The following is a 20,520-nucleotide window of genomic DNA, read 5'->3' on the forward strand; positions in this document are numbered from 1 at the left end:
CCCGCCGTGGCTTTGCCATCTTGCGTGGTCGTCTGCGTGCCTGTCCGAACGCCCTTGAAGGGCTGCGCGATCCCTGTGAGCCGACCGTTTCCCTCCGCGACTTCGCGGTCAAACCCCGAACATGCGGTGGGGAAAAGCGGCCCGGAACCGAGCGTGCAGAATTCGTATAGGTCTCATGTCCAAAATGCAAGGCTCTTATGCGGCCTTTTGCATCACCCGATCAAATTTTTGCGGGGAATGGATTAACGCCATGGGAACGCAGCGTTATTCCGCAGCCGTTCGTTGCGGCGCGAGTTCGATCTGGGCGATGCGCGAGAGCGCGAGCGCCATGTCGAGCAGGTCGCTGCGCACGGTCTGGAAGCTTTCGGCCGGCTGGTAGGTGGCCTCGTGCATGTAGAGCGCGCGGTTGATCTCGATCTGTACCGCGTGCATGCCCGAGGCCGGGTTGCCGTAATGCTCGGTGATGAAGCCGCCGGCATAGGGCTTGTTGCGCACCACGGAATAGCCGCGCCGGCGCAGCTCGGCTTCCATGATGTCGGGGATGATCGGCGCGCAGCTGGTGCCGTAGCGGTCGCCCAGCACGATGTCGATGCGCTGGTCGCGCTGGCAGCCCGACGGCATGGAATGGCAGTCCACCAGCACTGCGACGCCGAAGCTGCGCTGCATCTGCACCATGAGCTGGCGCAGCGTGCGGTGATAAGGCTTGTAGAGCGTCTCGATGCGGTTGATCGCATCGTCGACCGGGATACGCCGGCCATAGATCTCCTGCGCCTCGCCGACGATGCGGGCGATGGTGCCGAGCCCGCCGGCAACCCGCATGGAGCGCGTGTTCGCATAGGCGGGCAGCCGGCCCTCGAACATGCGGGGATCGAGCTCGTAGGGCTCGCGGTTCACGTCGAGGAAGCAGCGCGGGAAATGCGCGCGCATGAAGCCCATGCCGAGCCGGGTGACGTCGCCGAACAGGGCGTCGACCAGCGTGTCCTCGGAGCGGCGCAGCACCGGAAGCTCCAGGCGCGACTGTTCGACGAAGCTGCGGGGATAGACCACGCCGCTGTGCGGGGAATTGAACAGGAAAGGCGCGGTGAGGGTCGCCGGCTGCACGGTCTCGAAGGCGGGGTCGATCATGTCGGCTAGAACGGCCATCTTCCCTACCAGTACCGCGCCTGTTTCCTCATGGCGGCGCGACCGGACGGGCGCACCATGCCCGACGTGTCTAACATGCGGGCCGGCCACGTGGAATGCGGGCGCGTCGGCCGCTGCGCGGAATCTGCACACGTCAGCGCGAGCCCGCCGCCGCCGACCGTGCCCGCGCGCGTTCACGATGTGCTAAGAGGCGCCGGAGTACCCAAGAGGGACGTAGAAGCGGGGACGTGCGAACGGGGAACGGGAAGGTGGCGGCCGAGGCGCCGCATCCGCCCGGTATCGCTCCTCCCGTCCAGAGAATCAGGAAGTCCGGGATGCTCAAGATCCTGCTGGCCGAAGACGACCACGACATGCGCCGCTTTCTCGTGAAGGCGCTGCAGAATGCGGGCTACGAGGTCGCCTCCTTCGACAATGGCCGCTCGGCCTATGACCGGCTCCGCGAGGAGCCCTTCGAACTGCTGCTCACCGACATCGTCATGCCGGAGATGGACGGCATAGAGCTGGCGCGGCGCGCCACCGAGCTCGACCCGGACATCAAGGTGATGTTCATCACCGGCTTCGCGGCAGTGGCGCTCAACGCCGATAACCAGGCCCCCAAGGACGCCAAGGTGCTGTCCAAGCCGTTCCACCTGCGCGATCTCGTCAACGAGGTCGGCAAGATGCTGGCGGCCTGACGCGTGCTGCCGCGGCCGTGCTGTCCACAGGGCACGCACCGGCTTGCGCGGCGGCGGGCTTCCCGTTATAGGGGAGCCCCGCTCGCAAGAGACCACGGAATGGGCGCGTAGCTCAGCGGGAGAGCACCTCGTTGACATCGAGGGGGTCACAGGTTCAATCCCTGTCGCGCCCACCATTCCGAACTCCGGCCGCCGACTGTCACGGCACGCCACGACGTCTCCCCGCAGACCGCTCGTTACCGTCAGCCGCTCACGGCATGCGGTTCGCGGCCGCTCGGGCGCGGACCGAGGGAGTTGCGGGCGGCGCTGCCGCCACCCGCTGGGCGAGGAAGCCGGGCACCTGTTCCGCCGGCATCGCCTCGCCGAACAGGAAGCCCTGGCCCAGATCGCAGCCGAGCGCGCGAAGCGCCTCGAACTGGGCCTCGCTCTCGATGCCTTCGGCCAATGTCGCGATGCCGAGCCCCTGTCCCAGCCCGATGATGGCGTTGACGATCTTCGCCTGCTTGTCGTTCTCGAGGAAATTGGCGACGAACTGCCGGTCGATCTTCATCTTGTCGAAGGGCAGGTTGGCGAGCTGCGACAGGCTCGAATAGCCGGTGCCGAAATCGTCCAGCGCCACGCGCACACCCGCCTGCCGGAGCTGGCGGATCGTGCGGATCGCCGAATCGAGGTCGGCGATGATGGCCGATTCGGTGATCTCGACCGACAGCCGGTGCGGCGGCACGCCCACCTCGCGCAGAATGGCGAGGATACGCGCGGCGAGCAGCCCGTCGCTGAGCTGGGGTGGCGAGACATTGAAGGCCAGCATCAGGTCGTCGGGCCAGCGGAGCGCCTGCGCGCAGGCTTTGCGCAGCAGCCGGTTCGACAGGTCGGTGATCAGGCCCGCCTGCTCGGCGACGCGGATGAAACGGTCGGGCGGCACGCGCGTGCCGTCGTCGAGCTGCCAGCGCGCCAGCGCCTCGAAGCCATAGATGCGTCCGTCGGCGAGCCGGACCAGCGGCTGGAAATGAGCTTCCACCAGGTCGTCGGCGATCGCCACCCGCAACTGGCGTTCGATAGCCAGCCGGTTGTTGAGCTCCGCCCCAAGGCGCGGATGAAACGGATGGAACCGCCCCACGCCGTGGCGCTTGGCCTCGTGCATGGCGAGGTCGGCGGCGAAGATCGCCTGATCGAGCGAGCCCTGATGGAGCGAGGTCTGGTCCAACGGCGCGAAACCGATGCACGCGCTGATCTGGATCGAGGTGCCCTCGATGTTGAGCGGAAGGCGGGCCATGTCTGACATGTGCTCGGCCATGGCCGCGATTTCCCCGCCCGGCGCGGCGGCCACGACGAGGAATTCGTCGCCGCCCATGCGCGCGGCCAGCGCCGAGGGCAGCGAGGTGCGCAGCCGGTCGGCGAAGGAGGCGAGCACCGCGTCGCCGCCGTGATGGCCGACGAGGTCGTTCACCTGCTTGAAGTTGTCGATGTCGAGCATGAAGATCGCGTTGAAGCCGCCCTTGCGCACGGCCTCGGGCAGCCTCTGTTCAACGAAATGACGGTTGGGAAGCCGCGTCAGCATGTCGTGGTAGGCAAGGAAATCGGCCGCCATTTCAGCGGCTGCACGGCGCTTGACCTCGTGTCGCAGGTCGACGATCCGGCGCGTGCCGTACACGAAGCCCGAGGCGCCGAGCACGAAAAGCGCCGCCACGATATGTTCGAAAGGAACCAGTCCGTAGCGGCTGACGACCGCCAGCAGAGCGTCGTAGAGATCGAGCGTGACGAGAAGCGCGTAGGCGGCGGCTCCGACCAGCAGAAAGATGACGCCTTCCCTGAGCGCCCGATTCATGGCCGTACGAACCCCTGCGGTCGGCGCATGCGGTGATCACTCCGAGACACGGATTCCGGAACGAGATGGCTTACGGCTTCGCTTGGACTGGGGGCGAGGTCTAGCGAGGACACCGATGGACCGTAGCCCGAGCCTGGTATTGTTGTGCGCCAACAACCGTAAGGCAAGTCGCGCAGCGTCACGTCGACACGATTCAGCCATATATCGCCATATCGTCTGCCCGGAATATGCCGGACGGCGCTATCAGGAGCGCCATCAGAGGCGCCATGAGGAGCGCCGCTACGACGGCGCCCCGCCGGGTGCGATAGGCGCATTGGCGAGAAGCGCATTGGATTGTGCCCACCAGCGAAATGCGTTGCCGGCTTCGACGAGTTCTTCCGGCCCGCGCGCGCCCTGAAGCCGGCGGATCATGCCCTCGTAGTCGCCCTTGGGATGCGGATTGCGCTCGGCAAAAACCAGCGCCTCGTCGAGCGTCGTGATTTCTTCTGTGCCGTCCCGGCCCGCGAGGCGAAGGGGAGGGCAGAATCGTGCAGCGTCGACATACGTTTCCATGAGATCGGAAACGCGCAGCCCTGCCGTAACGTTCCCGCGCCCGCGAGGTTTTTTCGCAAGCCCGGCGGCGTGCGCCAATCCTCGTCCATTATGAAACTTTTCGGCGGGGTTGCTGGTTAGCCCGGCAAGTCAACCTTTGAGGAGGCAGTCATGAGCATCCGAAACACGGGCGTCGCCGCGCTTGCCGCCGTAGCCCTCATCGCCGCCGTCGTTCCCGCCAGCGCCACGTCCGATGGCCCGCGCAACCAGCCGCGCATCGGCGATTCGCCCGACCGCGTTCAGGTGCGCGAACATGAGCGTGTCCGCGAGAAGCAGGTGCGTGCGAACGAGGGCCGGCCGATCTACCAGCCGATCTTCGCTCCGCTCTATGAGGGCTACAACTCGCCCTGGCAGCGGATGAAGCGTTCTTTCGACTGACGTGCATTCCCCGATTGGACCAGACTTCGGCGCCCCGCGAGGGGCGCCTTTTCTTTTGAGCTCCGATACGGTGAGGCTCAGGTGCAGCCGCTGCCGGGCGGAAGCGGTTCGGGGGCGTTCCAGTCATTGGAGGGCAGGTTGGCGAAGGGCTCGGCGAAATATTGCCGCACCACCTCGAACCGGCTCGGCACGGTGTCCTCCGGCCGGTCGTAGGTCAGAATCCAGAAGAAATTGTAGTTGCTGTCCGGCCAGGTCATGGGCACCCCTCCGGCCACGCCCCTCACCTTGTCGAGGTGGAAAAGCTGGCGCAGCGTGATCGGCTCGCCGGCGAATTCCGCCTCCAGCGCGGCGGAGGCGATGTGGAAATGCTCCCACACCATCAGCACCGTCTTGCCCTGCCAGCGCGGGTTGGTCAGCAGGTCGCGGGCGACGCGCTGGTTCACCGTGTTCAGCTTGGCATTGAAGTAGCGGTTGTTGCGGATCGGCACGTAGCCGATGGGCGGGGCGATCAGTCTCATATCCCAGGCGCGCGCGATAGGCCGCGCGGTTTCCACCGTGTGCAGCGTCATGGCGAGGATCGCCGCCGGCGGGTCGGCGCGCAAAAGGCTCATAGGGCTTGTCGGGCTGAGATATTGCGCGGCAAGCGCCTGCGCGCGCTCACGACCGATGCTGCACAGGGTGAGCGGCGTGTGCTTCTCGCCGTGCCGCACGATGACGATGCGGCGCGGGGCAGCCTCCGCCGTGGAGCAGGCAAAGCTCCCGGCAAGAACGAGCAGGGCGCCGAGGAGCGCGAGGGCAGGGCGGGCCGTCATCAGATCCTCCACAGGATGGTCGCGGCACCTTCGCGCCGGAGCCTCGTCGTATCAAGGGGCGGATATGTCGGCGTTGCCGGCCATATAGTTGGGCGCGGCGGTTGATAGGCCGGCGGCGCGCACGATATCACTGCCAGCAAATTCCACCCGCCGGAGTGATCATGCAGCGCCCAGTCGACCGCCTCGCTTTCGTGCCCCGCTCGCCCGGAACGCCTGCCTACCCCGCCCCCGGCCCGTTCGGCGATCTTCCCCAGTGGAACCTGACCGATCTTTACCCGGCGATCGATTCGCCCGAGCTGCAGGCGGATCTCGAAGCAGCGGCGGCCAAATGCGCGGCCTTCGAGGAGGCCTATAAGGGCAGGCTGGCCGACATTCTCGACGGCGCGGATGCGGGCGGGCAGTTCGCCGTCATCGTCACACGCTACGAGAAGATCGAGGACCTGCTCGGCCGGCTCTATTCCTATGCCGGCCTCGTCTACTCCGGCGACACGACCGATCCCGTCCGCGCCAAGTTCTATGGCGATGTTCAGGAGAAGCTGACCGAGGCCTCCACCCATCTCCTGTTCTTCACGCTGGAGCTGAACCGGCTCGACGACACGAAGATGGAAGCGGCGCTCGCCGATCCGGCCTTCGGCAAGTACCGGCCGTGGATCGAGGACGTGCGCGCCGAGAAGCCCTACCAGCTGGAGGACCGCATCGAGCAGCTCTTCCACGAAAAGGGCGTCAGCAGCCGCTCGGCGTGGAACCGGCTGTTCGACGAGACCATCGCCGGCCTGCGCTTCGACGTCGCCGGCGAAATCCTGCCGCTGGAGCAGACGCTGAACTTCCTTGCCGAGCCGGAGGAGGAGAAGCGCAGGATCGCCGCCGCCGCCCTCGCCAAGGTGTTCGGCGAGAATCTGCGCCTGTTCACCCTCGTCACCAACACGCTGGCGAAGGACAAGGAAATCTCCGACCGCTGGCGCGGCTTCGAGGACATCGCGGATTCGCGCCACCTCGCCAACCGGGTCGAGCGCGAGGTGGTGGATGCGCTCGTCTCCTCCGTCCACGCCGCCTATCCCCGGCTGGCGCACCGCTACTACAAGCTCAAGGCAAAGTGGTTCGGCAAGGAGAAGCTGGAATACTGGGACCGCAACGCGCCGCTGCCCAAGGTCGACACCCGCCCCATCGGCTGGGACGAGGCGCGCGACACGGTGCTCGGCGCCTATTCCACCTTCTCCCCGCGCATGGCCGATATCGCCCGCGACTTCTTCGACAAAAGCTGGATCGACGCCGGCGTGCGGCCGGGCAAGGCGACCGGCGCCTTCGCGCACCCCACGGTGCCCTCGGCACACCCCTATGTGCTGCTCAACTACATGGGCAAGCCGCGCGACGTGATGACCCTCGCCCATGAGCTTGGCCATGGCGTGCATCAGGTGCTGGCGGCGCCGAACGGCGCGCTGATGGCGCCGACCCCGCTGACCCTCGCCGAGACCGCCTCGGTGTTCGGCGAGATGCTGACCTTCCGCCGCCTGCTCGCCGCGGCGCCGGATGCCCGTGCCCGCAAGGCGATGCTGGCCTCGAAGGTCGAGGACATGATCAACACGGTGGTGCGCCAGATCGCCTTCTATACCTTTGAGCGTCGCATCCACACCGAGCGCAAGAGTGGCGAATTGACCGCCGAGCGCATCTGCAAGATCTGGATGGAGGTGCAGTCCGAAAGCCTGGGCGACGCCATCCATCTCGGACCTGGCTACGAGAATTACTGGGTCTATATCGGGCACTTCATCCATTCGCCCTTCTATGTCTACGCCTACGCCTTCGGCGACTGCCTGGTGAACTCGCTCTACGCGGTCTACGAGAACGCCTCCGAAGGCTTCGCCGAGCGCTACCTCGCCATGCTGGCGGCCGGCGGCACCAAGCACCATTCCGAGCTGCTCAAGCCGTTCGGCCTCGACGCACGCGACCCGGCCTTCTGGCAGACCGGACTCAACCTCATCGAGCGGATGATCGGCGAGCTGGAAGCGATGGAGGAGGCGTGAGCCCCTTCAGCCCGGCGCGGCGGGTCTGCGCCGGGCCGGATCGGTCGACAGCCGCACGCCGCTGAGGCTCCACGAGGGCGGCGCGCCGAAGGTGCGCCGGAAATCGTGGGTGAAGTGCGCCTGATCGCAGAAGCCCGCCTCATGCGCGGCGCGGGTGAGGCTGCTGCCCTGCGAGACGGTGGCGATGGCCCGGCGCATGCGCGTCCAGGCGCGGTAACGGCGATAGGGCACGCCCACCTCGCGGGTGAACAGGTGCTGGAAATGGTGGGGCGACAGCCCCACCTGCGCGCAGGCGGCGGCGACGCCGGGCCCGTCCACGCTGCCGTCGTCGGCGCGATCCGTCAGGCTTTCCAGGATACGCGCCACGCGCGGGTCCACCGGCCGGCGCGCCCGCTTTGCCCCGAAGCCGACGAGGTCGTCCAGCGCGGCGCCGGCCCAGGCGATGCTGCCGGCGTCCTCCCACATCTCCCGCAGCAGCGCGAACTCTCCCGCCTTGCCTGCCAGAGCCCCGCCCGTCTCCGCTGTCGAGGCCGTCAACGCCGCCAGCGTGGGCGCGCCCTCCAGCGTCGGCTCGATATAGAGCACGGCGATGGGATCGCCGCCGACATTGAGCTCATGCACCACGCCGGCCGGGATCATCGCCGTGCGCACCCATTGCCAGTCGCCGCCGGCGAGGCGCAGGCCGAAGCGGCCATAGAGGCCGGCGAGGAATACCGGCGCGCCGTGCTGGTGCGGCGCGTTGTAGGTCAGCCGGCCGATGAAGCAGGTGCGCTCCGGATCGAGGTGCCACAGCGGCGCGGGGGCGGCCACGGCGGGCGGCGCCACAGCGTGGGGCGCCACGACGTGGGGCGCACGTTCATACAAGCGGCTCGGCGGCGCCATGGGTAGCCTCCTCGAAGGTGCGCGCCAGACGCGCCCATTTGAACATCAAAAAGGCCCGCCGCGAAGCGGTCCCCGGAGGACGCCCATGAACACGCTTTCCCCGCTTCCCGGCCGCCGCCGGGGGCTTGAGTTGTCGCGCCGCCATGCGCTTACGGCCGCGCTCGGCCTTCTCGCCGCCCCGGCGGTGCTGCGCGGCGTGCCCGCCTTCGCCGCCGCGCCGGAGCTGGCTCCGTCGACGCCGACCTTCCAGCGCTTCCGGCTCGGCCGCTTCGATGTCACCAGCCTGCTCGACGCCAGCGCGATGATCGACGGGCCATGGCCCATCGTCGGCGAGGATCGGTCGGCAACCGAGGTCGAGGCGCTGATGGCGGCGAACCTGCTGCCCGAGAAGCGTTTTCGCCCGGGCTTCTCGCCGACGCTGGTGAATACCGGGCGCGAACTCGTGCTGTTCGATGCCGGTAACGGCGCCAGCGGCTTCGTCCCGCCGCCCGCCGGCGGCTGGCTGGTGAAGTCGCTCGCCACGGCCGGCTACACGCCCGAGCAGGTAGATGTCGTGGTGATCACCCATGCCCACCCCGACCATGTCGGTGGGCTGATGAGCGAGGGGAAGCCAACCTTCCCCAACGCGCGCTACGTGATCGGCGCCACCGAATTCGACTTCTGGAAGAGCGACAGGCCGCTCGCCGCCCCGAAGGAAAGCAACGAGTACGGCTCGGCCGTCATGTTCCGCTCGCATGTGCTGCCGCTGGCCGACCGGACGAGCTTCATCGCCGCCGATGGCGAGGTGCTGCCGGGCATCCGCGCCGTGGCTGCGCATGGCCATACGCCGGGGCATCTGGCCTTCCATGTCGAGAGCGAGGGCAAGCGCCTGCTCGTGTGGGGCGACTGCGCCCATCACGAGGTCGCTTCTCTGGCCCGGCCGGACTGGCATGCGCTGTTCGACCAGGACAAGGAGGCGGGGGTCGCCACACGGCGGAAGATCTACGACATGGTGGCGACCGACCGCCTCGCCGTCGCGGCCTACCACACATCCTTCCCCTCGCTCGGCTATGTCGAGCGGCGCGGCGAGGGCTACCGCTGGATCCCGCTGACTTACCAGCTCGGCTAGCGGGAGCCCGGGCTGGCGGCGTTTCCCGATGGGGATGACTAAAAGTGGGGCTGACGCGCGCCCTGCACACATTCTAAGCTGGCCGGGTCCGGGCCTTCCGCCCGCGCCCAGCCGAGCTTGGAACGATGAACGCCGCCGCCCCCCAGCCTGTCGCCGACGCCGCCGCCGATCCCGCAACCTTCGCCCACACGCCCTATGACGGCTCGCGCAAGGCCTTTTCCGTCGGCCTCGCCCCGCTCGACCTCGCCGAATGGATCGAGCCCGACCCGAAGCTCGCCGCGACGCTGGCGCAGCGCGAGGCGCTGATCCGCGACAAGCGCGACGTGGTGCTGCGCGAGGAGCCGTCGAGCCGGGCGGCGCAGGCCGAGGCGCTGCAACTCGTCGTCGACCATGTCACTGCCCGCTTTCCCGATCTCTACCGGCTGGACGGGCGCACCATCACCGTGCTGCCGACCGGGCGCAGCTTCGACCTCGACGATCCGCACGAGGCGCCGCTCGCCATTGCCGGCCAGCTCATCTCCGACGACCTGCTGATCCTCACCCCAAGCGAGGCCGGCTACCGGCTGACCGCCGCCGTGCTGTGTTTCCCCTCCGCCTGGTCGCTCGCCGAGCGCTTCGGCCAGACGCTCGATCGGCTGCACGAGAACGTGCCGGGCTATCCCAGCAAGCTCGCCAGGGTGATGAACCGCATCTTCGAGAATCTGAAGGTCGACCAGCCGGTCTGGCGCGTGAACTGGTCTATCTATCCCGACGACGAGCTGCACCACCCCGAATCGAAGGAACGCCCGCGCCACTGGTTCGACGATCCCGCCAATCTGGCGCCGGAAGCCTTCGTGCGGGTGGAGCGGCAGGCGCTGCGCCGCATGCCCGTCAGCGGCGACATGCTGTTCGCCGTGCGCATCCATGTCGACCCGTTCTCCACCTTCCGCCGCCACCCGGAGGGCCGGGCGCTCGCCGCCTCGCTGCGCGAGCAGATCTTCGGCCTCGATGCCGAGCAACTCGCCTACAAGGCGCTGACCGAGCATCGCGACGCCGTCGCCGCCGCGCTGGAGCGCATTGCGCAGGGCGAATAGCCGAGGAGGACGCTGCGACATGAGCGCCGGCCGGCTTGCGCGGCGGCGCGCGCGTCCTAGCTAGAAGCCATGGCCGACGATCCCTCCGCCGACGATCCCTCCGACGCGCGTTTCACCGATCCCGCCGCCGCCCCGCGTGACGGCGAGGCCAACCGGCTTTCCGCCCGCACCGCCCGCTATGCCCGCGTCGGCACGAAGGTCGGCGGCGTCGCCGCGCGCATCGCCGGCACGAGGCTCTTCGGCCTCGACCGCCAGCAGGGCGATGCCGCTGCGCTCGCCGCCGCGCTGGGCGGGCTCAAGGGGCCGATCATGAAGGTCGCGCAGCTTCTGGCGACCATCCCGGACGCGCTGCCGCCGGAATACGCCGCCGAACTCGCGACCTTGCAGAACCAGGCGCCGCCCATGGGCTGGGCCTTCGTGAAGCGCCGCATGATGGCCGAGCTCGGCCCGGACTGGGCGCGCCGCTTCGCCGCCTTCGAGAAGGAGCCGGCCGCCGCCGCTTCGCTCGGCCAGGTGCATCGCGCCACCACGCTGGACGGCGCCGAGGTGGCGGTGAAGCTGCAATATCCCGACATGCAGTCGGCTGTCGAAGCCGATCTTAAGCAGCTCGGCATGGTGCTCGCCCTGCACCGGCGGATGGATCCCGCCATCGACACCACCGAGATCGCGCAGGAAATCGGCGCGCGGGTGCGCGAGGAGCTCGATTACCGCCGCGAGGCCGCCCACGCGGCGCTCTATGCCGAGATGCTTCGCGATGTGCCTACCGTGCGGGTGCCGGGCGTGCACCGCGAACTCTCCACCGGGCGGCTTCTGACGCTGGACTGGCTGGAGGGGCGCCGCCTGCTCGATCATGTCGAGGCGCCGCTGGAGGCGCGCAACGCCATCGCCCACGCCATGTTCGCGGCGTGGTGGCTGCCCTTCGCGCGCTTCGGCGTCATCCATGGCGACCCGCATCTGGGCAATTACACCGTCTTCGAAGCGCAGGGTTCCCCGGCCGGCATCAACCTGCTCGATTATGGCTGCATCCGCGTCTTCCCGCCGGCCTTCGTCGGCGGCGTGGTCGACCTCTATCGCGGCCTGCAGACCGGCGACGACGCGCGCATCGTGCATGCCTACGAGACCTGGGGTTTCCGCGGGCTCAGCCGCGAACTGATCGACGTGCTCAACATCTGGGCCGGCTTCATCTACGGTCCGCTGCTCGACGACCGCGTGCGGACCGTCGCCGACGGCGTGGCGCCGGGCGAGTATGGCCGGCGCGAGGCGTTCCGCGTGCACAAGGCGCTGAAGGAGAAGGGCCCGGTGCGGGTGCCGCGCGAATTCGTCTTCATGGACCGCGCCGCCATCGGCCTCGGCGGGGTTTTCCTGCACCTGAAGGCGCAGATGAACTTCCATGCACTGTTCGAGGACGCCATCGCCGATTTCGAGGTGGGGCAGGTTGCGGCGCGTCAAGGCGCCGCGCTGGCAAGGGCCGGGTTGGCCTAGCGGCGGCAAGGGCGCGCCGTTGCCGGGGCCGGCGTCTTCCGCTAAAGCGGAGGCACGCGCTCATTATTCTTTGGGAGGGGGTCGAAATGGCCGATCACGGAGTGACCGAATACGCCCAGGCGGACGGCAACGACTATGCCGAGCACCGCGGCACATATCACTTCTTCACCAAGATGACCCTGGTCAGCACGCTGGCCCTGTCCTGCTTCATGGTGGCCTTCGCCATTGGCGGCGCCAACGGGCATTGGGGCATCTTCACCATCGGCACGCTCGCCTCGATCGCCGCCTGCGCTGTTGGTCTGGCCTCGGCGGATGGCAAGCCCAAGCTGCTGTTCGGCCTGCTGGGCCTTCTCGTGCTCGCCCTGATCATCACTTCCTGAGAACAGTCATGCGTATCGCAATTGTCAAAGAGAGCTCTGCTTCGGAGCCACGGGTTGCCGCGTCTGCCGATACGGTCCGGCGCTATCTTGGTCTTGGCGCGGAGGTTTTTGTCGCGTCTGGAGCGGGATTGGCGTCTGGGATCGGCGACGGGGAGTATGAGGGGGCGGGGGCGAAGGTGGTGGCGGACAACGCCGCGGCGGTCGCCGGGGCGGATATCGTGCTCGGTGTGCGGCGTCCGGCGGCGGCGGCGCTTGCCGGGGCGAACCGGGGCGCGCTGGTGATCGCCATCGCCGACCCGCACGGGCAGGAGGCGGCGCTGGGCGAGATCGCCGGCACGGGCGTCTCGCTGTTCGCGATGGAGCTGATGCCGCGCATCACCCGCGCGCAGGTGATGGACGTGCTGTCCAGCCAGGCGAACCTCGCCGGCTACCGGGCGGTGGTGGACGCGGCGGCCGAGTTCGGCCGGGCCTTCCCGATGATGATGACGGCGGCGGGCACGGTGCCGGCGGCGCGGGTGTTCGTGATGGGCGCGGGCGTGGCCGGCCTTCAGGCGATCGCCACGGCGCGGCGCCTTGGCGCGGTGGTCTCGGCCACCGACGTGCGCCCGGCCTCGAAGGAGCAGGTGGAGAGCCTCGGGGCCAAGTTCATCGCGGTCGAGGACGAGGAGTTCAAGCAGGCCGAGACGGCCGGCGGCTACGCCAAGGCGATGTCGGCGGAGTACCAGGCCAAGCAGGCGGCGCTGACGGCGAGCCATATCGCCAAGCAGGACATCGTCATCACCACGGCGCTGATCCCCGGCCGGGCGGCGCCGAAGCTGGTGTCGGCCGACATGGTGGCGTCGATGAAGCCGGGCTCGGTGCTGATCGACCTGGCGGTGGAGCGCGGCGGCAATGTCGAGGGCGCGGTCGCGGGGGACGTCGTCACCACGGCGAACGGCGTGAAGATCGTCGGGCATCTCAACGTGCCGGGGCGGCTCGCGGCGACGGCCTCGCAGCTCTACGCCAAGAACCTGTACGCCTTCGTGGAGACGCTGGTGGACAAGGGCACGAAGAGCCTGGCGGTGAAGTGGGACGACGAGCTGGTGAAGGCGACGCTGCTGACGCGGGACGGCGCGGTGGTGCACCCGTCCTTCGCGCCGGCGGCAGTGACGGCGGCCTAGGCCGCGCCGGAGCGAGCTGAACCTGCGGGCGCGCGCGGCGCGCGCCCGGCGCAGAGCGATGATGAAGAGGCGGGCGGCGCGGGCAGGCGCGGCACGCGCCTCGTGAACAGACGTCAGGGGATTGAGGGAAATGGCCAATCCGGCAACGGGCGACGCGGTCGCCCAGAACGCGGTCGAGGGAGCGCGCATGGCGGCCGAGGTGGCGCGCCAGGCGGCCCAGGCGGCGCAGGCCTATGCGGAAGCGGCGGCGCAGAACTATGCGGAGATCGCGGGACAGGCGGCGGGCGCGGCGGCGCACGCGCTCACCGGCGGGGCGATCGACCCGTTCGTGTTCCGGCTCGCCATCTTCGTGCTGGCGGTGTGCGTCGGCTATTACGTGGTGTGGTCGGTGACGCCGGCGCTGCACACGCCGCTGATGAGCGTGACCAACGCGATCTCCTCGGTGATCGTGGTGGGCGCGCTCCTCGCGGTGGGCGTCGACACGGTAGCCGAGGGCACGGAATGGGCGCGCGGCTTCGGCTTTGTCGGGCTCGTGCTGGCGGCGGTGAACATCTTCGGCGGGTTCCTGGTGACCAGCCGGATGCTCGCCATGTACTCGAAGAAGAAGTGAGGGCGCCCCGATGAACGCCAATCTGGTCGCGCTTCTGTACCTCGTCTCGGGGGTGCTGTTCATCCTGGCGCTGCGCGGGCTGTCGAGCCCGGTGACGTCCCGCCAGGGCAATCTGTTCGGCATGGTCGGCATGACCATCGCCATCGTGACGACGCTGGCGGCCTCGCCGCCGGCGGGTCTGGGCGGCTGGGCGCTGGTGCTCGGCGGCCTCGCCATCGGCGGCGGGCTAGGGGCGGTGATCGCGCGCAAGATCGCGATGACGCAGATGCCCCAGCTTGTGGCGGCCTTCCACTCGCTGGTGGGCCTCGCGGCGGTGATGGTGGCGGCGGCGGCGCTCTACGCGCCGGGCGCCTTCGGCATCGGCGCGCCGGGCGAGATCCACGCGCAGGCGCTGATCGAGATGAGCCTGGGCGTCGCCATCGGCGCCATCACCTTTACAGGTTCCGTGATCGCGTTTGCCAAGCTGAACGGCAATATGAGCGGCAAGCCGATCCTGCTGCCGGGCCGGCACGTCATCAATGCGGGCCTCGCCCTGCTGATCGTGGTGCTGATCGGCGTGCTCACCATGACCGAGAGCCACACGGTGTTCTGGCTGATCGTGATCGCCAGCCTGGTGTTCGGCGGCCTGCTGATCATCCCGATCGGCGGCGCCGACATGCCGGTGGTGGTGTCGATGCTGAACTCCTACTCGGGCTGGGCGGCGGCGGGCATCGGCTTCACGCTGGGCAACACGGCGCTGATCATCACCGGCGCGCTGGTGGGCTCCTCGGGCGCGATCCTGTCCTACATCATGTGCAAGGGCATGAACCGCTCCTTCGTCTCGGTGATCCTGGGCGGGTTCGGCGGCGACAGCGCCTCCGGCCCGGCGGGGGCGGCGGAGACGCGGCCCGTCAAGCAGGGCTCGGCCGAGGACGCGGCCTTCATCATGAAGAACGCGGCGAAGGTGATCATCGTGCCGGGCTACGGCATGGCGGTGGCGCAGGCGCAGCACGCGCTGCGCGAGATGGCGGACAAGCTGAAGGAGGAGGGCGTCGAGGTGAAATACGCCATCCATCCGGTGGCGGGCCGCATGCCCGGGCACATGAACGTGCTGCTGGCGGAAGCCAACGTTCCCTATGACGAGGTGTTCGAGCTGGAGGACATCAACTCGGAGTTCGCGCAGGCGGATGTGGCCTTCGTCATCGGCGCCAACGACGTGACCAACCCGGCGGCGAAGACCGACCCAACCTCGGCGATCTACGGCATGCCGATCCTGGACGTGGAGAAGGCCAAGACCGTGCTGTTCATCAAGCGCGGCATGGCGGCCGGCTATGCCGGCGTCGAGAACGAGCTGTTCTTCCGCGACAACACCATGATGCTCTTCGCCGACGCCAAGAAAATGGTCGAGGACGTCGTCAAGAACCTCAATCACTGACACGGGCCTCTGGCCCTGTCCGAAACACGAAAGGCCGGGCTCACGCCCGGCCTTTTTGTTCGTCGCGAAGGCCTCCGCCGCCGCCGGATGACGCAGCGTCAGAAGATGCTGCGCTGCCGCGACTCTTTTCGTTGACGGCTTGTGTATTGCATACCAGACTTGGACAAAAGAATAAGAAGCGTGACGGCCTAGGCACCACCAGAGGGATACGCCATGCTTGTCGCCGATCTCATGAAGCTGAAGAACGCGCGCGTGCCGACCATCCGCATGTCGGAGACGGTCGAGATGGCCGCGACGCTGCTCAACCGCGAGCGCATCGGCGCCGTGGTGGTGAAGGACGCCTGCGGCTCGGAGGGCGACACGGTCGTCGGCATCTTCTCCGAACGCGACGTGGTGCGCGCGGTCGCCGAGCGCGGGGCGAGCGCGCTGCGCGTGCCGGTCGGCGAGCTGATGTCGCGCAACATGATCTCCTGCGCCATGGACGACACGGTGGACCATGTGCGCGCGCTCATGGACAGCCATCATGTGCGCCATCTGCCGGTGCTGGAGGAGCACCAGCTCGTCGGCGTGCTCAGCATCCGCGACGTGCTCGCCCATGACGTGCGCGCCGCCGCCGCGATGACGGGCGCGGGCCGGCCGGGCGCTGCCGGTGTGCCGCTCTCGGCCTGAGGCAAAGCCGGCTTCGTCGCTCGCTGCCCTCGGCCTCGCCGAGCGCGAGCGGCTTTCGCCGGCGGTATCTGGAACTCTCAGCAGCGATGGCCCCGGCAGATCAGACACGGATCGCTCTGCGCATCCTCATCCTGCGACCGGCCGCGGGCGTGCTCCATAGTCTCCAGGCGGCGGACGGATCGCCGCTCGATCCGAAGGTCTCGCGTGACGGCGAGCCACTCGCCTTCGATTTCGCGATCCGTCTGGGTCCGGGGCGGAAATTCCTCGGCGATCAGGTGCGCCGCGAAGGCGCGCAGCGGCGATTCGTCTATATCCGCATCGGACAACTCGCCGGCGACGCCGCCTCGCCCTGGTCGCGGCGGATGAAGATCGACATCCACGACATCCCGCCCGAACTGGTGGACCGCGCGGCGCACGGCGGCCTCATCGAGACGACCATCGAGGGCACGGCCGGAGACGGCACGCCGGCCTGCGCCACGGTGCGGCCCGTCGAACGGCGCGTCGTCGAGCGCTGAAGGCTGCTGCCCTCAAAAGAGGAAGGCGCGGACAGGGCCCGCGCCTTCACTGCTTCATAGAACGTTCCCGGCCCGCCGAGAGGGCAGGCCGCGTGTCCGATATCGCGCCTCACATCGCCGGCGAGGCTTCCTGGCGCATCGGCGCGGTTTCCATCTGGTGCACGCGGTCGATCACCGCCTTCTGCACCTTCTCGAAAGCGCGCACCTCGATCTGCCGCACGCGCTCGCGCGACACGCCGAACTCGGCGGCGAGGTCCTCCAGCGTCATCGGGTCGTCGGAGAGCCGGCGCGCCTCGAAGATGCGCCGCTCGCGCTCGTTGAGGACGGAGAGGGCGCCCGACAGCGCGCTGCGCCGGTTGTCCATCTCCTCATGCTCGACCAGCACGGCTTCCTGGCTGTCGTGATCGTCGGCCAGCCAGTCCTGCCATTCGCCGCCGCCCTCGACATCGCCGCGCAGCGGAGCGTTCAGCGAGGAATCGCCGCCGAGGCGACGGTTCATCTCGATGACTTCCTGCTCGGTGACGCCGAGCTTGGTGGCGATCTGCTGCACCTGATCGGGGCGCAGGTCGCCCTCTTCGAGCGCGGAGATCTGGCTCTTGGCCTTGCGCAGGTTGAAGAACAGCTTCTTCTGCGCCGCCGTGGTGCCCATCTTCACGAGGCTCCACGAGCGCAGGATGTATTCCTGGATCGAGGCCTTGATCCACCACATGGCATAGGTGGCGAGGCGGAAGCCCTTGTCGGGCTCGAAGCGCTTCACCGCCTGCATGAGGCCGACATTGCCTTCCGAGATGACTTCGGAGATCGGCAGGCCGTAGCCGCGATAGCCCATGGCGATCTTGGCCACGAGACGCAGATGGCTGGTGACGAGCCTGTGCGCGGCTTCCGGGTCCTCGTGCTCGCGCCAGCGCTTGGCGAGCATATATTCTTCCTGCGGCTCCAGCATCGGGAACCGGCGGATTTCCGCGAGGTAACGATTCAGGCCGCCTTCAGCCGACGGCAGGCTCATAGCGGAACGGGCCATGACTGCACCCTCCTGTTCTCTCGGTCCCCATGATTGGGCAACCGGTTTGCGGCCGCTTTGAGCCGGCCGCCAATCTATAATAGCAGGAGAGGCGCGTTTTTGCGAAACCGCAAGCCGATCCGGGGTCACGAAGCGTTGAGTGGGCGCTGCCGCGTTGGCGTTCCGCTCATTCCCCGCCGCCGAGCACGGCCCGCAGGCGGCCGAGGTCGTCCGGCAACTCGCTCTCGAACAGCATGAACTCGCGGGTCGCGGGGTGCTCGAAGCCGAGGCGGGCCGCGTGCAGCGCCTGCCGGCCGAGCGTCTCGATCGCCTCGCGCGCCCCTTCGTCCAGCCGGTTGGCCCGCGTGCGCTGCCCGCCGCCATAGATCGCGTCACCGAGCAGGGGGTGGCCGATATGGGCCATGTGGACGCGGATCTGGTGGGTGCGGCCGGTCTCGAGCTGGCATTCGACCAGTGAGGCGACGGGGCGCGCCTGCGTGTCGTCATAGGCTTCCAGCTTCTGCCAGTGGGTGATGGCGTAGCGCCCGCTGGCGCGCACGGCGATGCGCTCCCGCGCCACCGGATGGCGGGCCAGCGGCGCGTCGACCGTGCCGCTCGGCAGGTCCGGCACGCCCCAGACGAAGGCGAGATAGGCGCGTTCCAGCGGCCCGGTGCGGCCATGGTCGGCGAACTGCGCGGCCAGCGCCTTGTGCGCGCGGTCATTCTTGGCGACCACGAGAAGCCCGGACGTGTCCTTGTCGAGCCGGTGCACGATGCCCGGCCGGCGCACCCCGCCGATGCCCGACAGGCTCGCCCCGCAATGGAACAGCAGCGCGTTGACCAGCGTGCCGTCGGGGTTTCCGGGGGCAGGGTGGACGACGAGCCCGGCCGGCTTGTCGACCACGATGACATGATCGTCCTCGTGGACGATGACGAGGGGAATATCCTGCGGCTCCGGCTCGGCGGCCTCGGGCGCGGGGACCTCGACGGTGAAACTCTCGCCGGGGCTCACCTTGCCCGAGCTGCCGGAGACCGGTCGGCCGTCGCGGCTCACCTTGCCCTCCGCGATCAGCGCCTGCAGCCGCGTGCGGCTGAACTCGGGAAGGTGGAGCGCCAGCACGCGGTCGAGCCGAAGCCCTTCATCCCCGGGCCCGGCAATGATATCGACGCGCAGCGCCGCCTCGGGCGCGCCCTCGTCCAGATCGTCATTCACTTCGTCCGGTGCCGGCATGACCTCTCCAGATACAGACGACGAAAAGCTCGATCCGGCGCAGGAGCGGGTGCTGCGCAAGCTGCGCAGCTTTGCCCTGTTCTCCGGCCTGATCATGGCGCTCGGCTTTCTCGCCGTCTTCGGAGCTATCGGATACAAGCTCATGAGCGGCAAAAAAAGTGCCCCGGCCGATATCGCCGGCACGATCCAGCTGCCGAAGGGCTCGGATGTGCGTTCCGCGGTGATCTCCGGCGATCTGATCGCGGTGACGCTGGAGCGCGAGGGGCGCGTCGAGACGCGTTTCTTCGACCTCGCCACCCGCGCTCCGCGCGGCGCGCTGGGCTTTGCCAGCGAGCCCTGAGGGCGCGAGGTGGGCCGTCCGGAGGCATGGGGAAAAACCACTTTCCCCCGTGCCATACCCTTGATCCGGCCGCCGAATGGCTCTAAGAGACGCGCCTGCCTAGATGCGCCCATCGTCTAGCGGTCAGGACGTCGCCCTCTCACGGCGAAAACCGGGGTTCGATTCCCCGTGGGCGCGCCACTTCCGTACAAAACCGCGAACACCCGGCTGGGTGGCTCGGTCGGCGAGTACGGCTCTCTCCAGCACCGTCCTTGAGCCGTGGATGCGCACGACGTGCTGGTCGACTTCGACTGCGTCGATAAGCGACCGCAGATAGGCTTTGCGGAACGGTACCTCGCCCTCGGTTATGTTTGACCGCATGAGCTGCCCGAAGTGGGCAAGCTTGTCGGGATCAAGTCGGGTTGCGGCAGCACCCTGATTCTCGATCCGCTCCAGCGCTGAATGCGCCCGTTGCCGGTCTGCCTTGAGCTTCTCAATCTGCTCCTTGAGCATCTCGTCGGGCTCAGTGATGCCGTCGGCGACAAGCTGGTAGAGCCGCCGCAGCTTATCTTCCGCCGTCGTTCTTTCGCGAGAGAGTTCATCGATCCGCGCCTGGACCTCGGCATCGGCTTTCACCCGCCGGTCGACGACAGATTGCAGCAGCGCCTCCAGTCGCTCCGGCATCAGGACGCGTTCAGCGAAATGGCGTGTGACCAGTTGGTCGAGCTTCTCCATGGGCACCGTTCGCCCCTTGCAGGCGGACTTGCCGACTCGGCCGGAAGCCGAGCAACTGTAATAGCGATAAACCCTGCCGCTCTTGGATGTGCCGGTGCGCAGCGTCATGGCGCTGCCGCAACAGGCGCAATAGGCAAGCCCCGTCAGCAGGATCGGACCCGAGATCACCCGTGGCGGGCTGTTGTGCGGGCTCTTGGCCCTGAGCGCCTTCTGCACCTTGTCGAAAGTGCGGCGCTCAAGGATGGCAGGCACCGAGATCGGGATAACCTCGTGCTGAGGCTTCACCTGCCCCGTCTTCGAGCTGCGCTTGTTGAAGCTCCATTCCCCGACATAAACGGGATTGGTCAGGATGCCGTGGATGGTGCCGACGCCATAGCGGGCTCCGAGCCGCGTGCGATAGCCCTTGGCATTGAGGTGCTTGGTGATCTCCTTGATGCCCATGGGGCCCGATGTGCCGTCTCCCCGCAGGTAGAGATCGAACATCAGCCGCACCAGCTCGGC

Annotated in this window: 20 protein-coding genes, 2 tRNA genes and 1 pseudogene; 15 read left to right on the forward strand and 8 right to left on the reverse strand. The window is 68.1% G+C overall.

Annotated elements, in window-relative coordinates; genetic code table 11:
* Window positions 1-264: 264 nt before the first annotated feature.
* Window positions 265-1,143, reverse strand: coding sequence for an N-formylglutamate amidohydrolase (locus MWN33_RS09855; protein ID WP_247200307.1), 879 nt, complete (start codon window positions 1,141-1,143; stop codon window positions 265-267).
* A 314-nt stretch (window positions 1,144-1,457) separates the two neighbouring features.
* Here MWN33_RS09855 and cpdR point away from each other — a divergent pair, with 314 nt between their 5' ends.
* The gene (gene cpdR / locus MWN33_RS09860) at window positions 1,458-1,817 is read left to right on the forward strand and encodes a cell cycle two-component system response regulator CpdR (protein ID WP_247200308.1); all 360 of its coding nucleotides are present in this window, start codon (window positions 1,458-1,460) and stop codon (window positions 1,815-1,817) included.
* Window positions 1,818-1,918: 101 nt separating this feature from the next.
* Window positions 1,919-1,993: transfer RNA gene (locus tag MWN33_RS09865), tRNA-Val, on the forward strand.
* 74 nt (window positions 1,994-2,067) lie between these two features.
* On the opposite strand, the gene MWN33_RS09870 is transcribed toward MWN33_RS09865, so the two are convergent.
* Window positions 2,068-3,642, reverse strand: a complete 1,575-nt coding sequence (locus MWN33_RS09870; RefSeq protein ID WP_247200309.1) for a putative bifunctional diguanylate cyclase/phosphodiesterase — start codon at window positions 3,640-3,642, stop codon at window positions 2,068-2,070.
* 279 nt (window positions 3,643-3,921) lie between these two features.
* Window positions 3,922-4,272, reverse strand: a complete 351-nt coding sequence (locus MWN33_RS09875) for a hypothetical protein (protein WP_247200310.1) — start codon at window positions 4,270-4,272, stop codon at window positions 3,922-3,924.
* Between the two features lie 72 nt (window positions 4,273-4,344).
* Here MWN33_RS09875 and MWN33_RS09880 point away from each other — a divergent pair, with 72 nt between their 5' ends.
* Window positions 4,345-4,611, forward strand: a complete 267-nt coding sequence (locus MWN33_RS09880; RefSeq protein ID WP_247200311.1) for a hypothetical protein — start codon at window positions 4,345-4,347, stop codon at window positions 4,609-4,611.
* Window positions 4,612-4,688: 77 nt separating this feature from the next.
* On the opposite strand, the gene MWN33_RS09885 is transcribed toward MWN33_RS09880, so the two are convergent.
* Window positions 4,689-5,423 carry a histidine phosphatase family protein gene (locus MWN33_RS09885; protein ID WP_247200312.1) on the reverse strand — a complete coding sequence of 245 codons (735 nt, stop codon included), beginning with the start codon at window positions 5,421-5,423 and terminating at the stop codon, window positions 4,689-4,691.
* 161 nt (window positions 5,424-5,584) lie between these two features.
* Between MWN33_RS09885 and MWN33_RS09890 the strand changes: the two genes are divergently transcribed.
* Window positions 5,585-7,441 (forward strand): M3 family oligoendopeptidase, encoded by a 1,857-nt coding sequence (locus MWN33_RS09890; RefSeq protein ID WP_247200313.1) that lies wholly within the window; start codon window positions 5,585-5,587, stop codon window positions 7,439-7,441.
* A 6-nt stretch (window positions 7,442-7,447) separates the two neighbouring features.
* Here the strand turns inward: MWN33_RS09890 and MWN33_RS09895 are convergent, their stop codons facing one another.
* Window positions 7,448-8,323, reverse strand: coding sequence for a helix-turn-helix domain-containing protein (locus MWN33_RS09895; protein ID WP_247200314.1), 876 nt, complete (start codon window positions 8,321-8,323; stop codon window positions 7,448-7,450).
* An 85-nt stretch (window positions 8,324-8,408) separates the two neighbouring features.
* On the opposite strand from MWN33_RS09895, the gene MWN33_RS09900 reads away from it, so the two are divergent.
* The 9 genes from MWN33_RS09900 to MWN33_RS09940 all read left to right on the forward strand — a co-directional run bounded on the left by MWN33_RS09900 (window position 8,409) and on the right by MWN33_RS09940 (window position 16,734).
* Window positions 8,409-9,431 (forward strand): MBL fold metallo-hydrolase, encoded by a 1,023-nt coding sequence (locus MWN33_RS09900; RefSeq protein WP_247200315.1) that lies wholly within the window; start codon window positions 8,409-8,411, stop codon window positions 9,429-9,431.
* A gap of 125 nt (window positions 9,432-9,556) precedes the next feature.
* Window positions 9,557-10,504 (forward strand): heme-dependent oxidative N-demethylase family protein, encoded by a 948-nt coding sequence (locus tag MWN33_RS09905; protein ID WP_247200316.1) that lies wholly within the window; start codon window positions 9,557-9,559, stop codon window positions 10,502-10,504.
* Between the two features lie 69 nt (window positions 10,505-10,573).
* On the forward strand, window positions 10,574-11,986 hold the full coding sequence (locus MWN33_RS09910; RefSeq protein WP_247200317.1) for an ABC1 kinase family protein: 1,413 nt from the start codon (window positions 10,574-10,576) through the stop codon (window positions 11,984-11,986).
* 86 nt (window positions 11,987-12,072) lie between these two features.
* A complete protein-coding gene (locus MWN33_RS09915) occupies window positions 12,073-12,366 on the forward strand; it encodes an aa3-type cytochrome c oxidase subunit IV (protein ID WP_247200318.1) in 294 nt (97 codons plus the stop codon).
* 8 nt (window positions 12,367-12,374) lie between these two features.
* Complete coding sequence (locus tag MWN33_RS09920; RefSeq protein ID WP_247200319.1) at window positions 12,375-13,526, forward strand: Re/Si-specific NAD(P)(+) transhydrogenase subunit alpha; 1,152 nt, start codon at window positions 12,375-12,377, stop codon at window positions 13,524-13,526.
* A gap of 130 nt (window positions 13,527-13,656) precedes the next feature.
* Window positions 13,657-14,136 carry a proton-translocating transhydrogenase family protein gene (locus MWN33_RS09925; RefSeq protein ID WP_247200005.1) on the forward strand — a complete coding sequence of 160 codons (480 nt, stop codon included), beginning with the start codon at window positions 13,657-13,659 and terminating at the stop codon, window positions 14,134-14,136.
* Window positions 14,137-14,146: 10 nt separating this feature from the next.
* On the forward strand, window positions 14,147-15,550 hold the full coding sequence (locus MWN33_RS09930) for an NAD(P)(+) transhydrogenase (Re/Si-specific) subunit beta (protein WP_247200006.1): 1,404 nt from the start codon (window positions 14,147-14,149) through the stop codon (window positions 15,548-15,550).
* A gap of 213 nt (window positions 15,551-15,763) precedes the next feature.
* A complete protein-coding gene (locus MWN33_RS09935; protein WP_247200320.1) occupies window positions 15,764-16,219 on the forward strand; it encodes a CBS domain-containing protein in 456 nt (151 codons plus the stop codon).
* 86 nt (window positions 16,220-16,305) lie between these two features.
* Window positions 16,306-16,734, forward strand: a complete 429-nt coding sequence (locus tag MWN33_RS09940; protein WP_281493696.1) for a DUF5990 family protein — start codon at window positions 16,306-16,308, stop codon at window positions 16,732-16,734.
* A gap of 109 nt (window positions 16,735-16,843) precedes the next feature.
* Here MWN33_RS09940 and rpoH read toward each other — a convergent pair whose 3' ends face one another.
* Together rpoH and MWN33_RS09950 are read right to left on the reverse strand one after the other, a co-directional pair.
* Window positions 16,844-17,755 (reverse strand): RNA polymerase sigma factor RpoH, encoded by a 912-nt coding sequence (gene rpoH / locus MWN33_RS09945; protein ID WP_247200322.1) that lies wholly within the window; start codon window positions 17,753-17,755, stop codon window positions 16,844-16,846.
* Window positions 17,756-17,921: 166 nt separating this feature from the next.
* Window positions 17,922-18,965: an RluA family pseudouridine synthase gene (locus tag MWN33_RS09950; RefSeq protein ID WP_247200323.1), complete on the reverse strand. Its 1,044-nt coding sequence runs from the start codon at window positions 18,963-18,965 to the stop codon at window positions 17,922-17,924.
* Between MWN33_RS09950 and MWN33_RS09955 the strand changes: the two genes are divergently transcribed.
* Together MWN33_RS09955 and MWN33_RS09960 are read left to right on the forward strand one after the other, a co-directional pair.
* Window positions 18,964-19,305, forward strand: coding sequence for a hypothetical protein (locus MWN33_RS09955; RefSeq protein ID WP_247200324.1), 342 nt, complete (start codon window positions 18,964-18,966; stop codon window positions 19,303-19,305). The two genes, MWN33_RS09950 and MWN33_RS09955, sit on opposite strands and share 2 nt — an antisense overlap.
* A 105-nt stretch (window positions 19,306-19,410) precedes the next feature.
* A tRNA-Glu gene (locus MWN33_RS09960) sits at window positions 19,411-19,485 on the forward strand.
* 513 nt (window positions 19,486-19,998) lie between these two features.
* On the opposite strand, the pseudogene MWN33_RS19205 reads toward MWN33_RS09960, so the two are convergent.
* Window positions 19,999-20,511 (reverse strand): annotated as a pseudogene (locus MWN33_RS19205) (recombinase family protein); the annotation flags it as partial.
* Between the last annotated feature and the right edge of the window lie 9 nt (window positions 20,512-20,520).

It is taken from the genome of Ancylobacter koreensis (genome assembly GCF_023016525.1).
Lineage (GTDB): Bacteria > Pseudomonadota > Alphaproteobacteria > Rhizobiales > Xanthobacteraceae > Ancylobacter > Ancylobacter koreensis.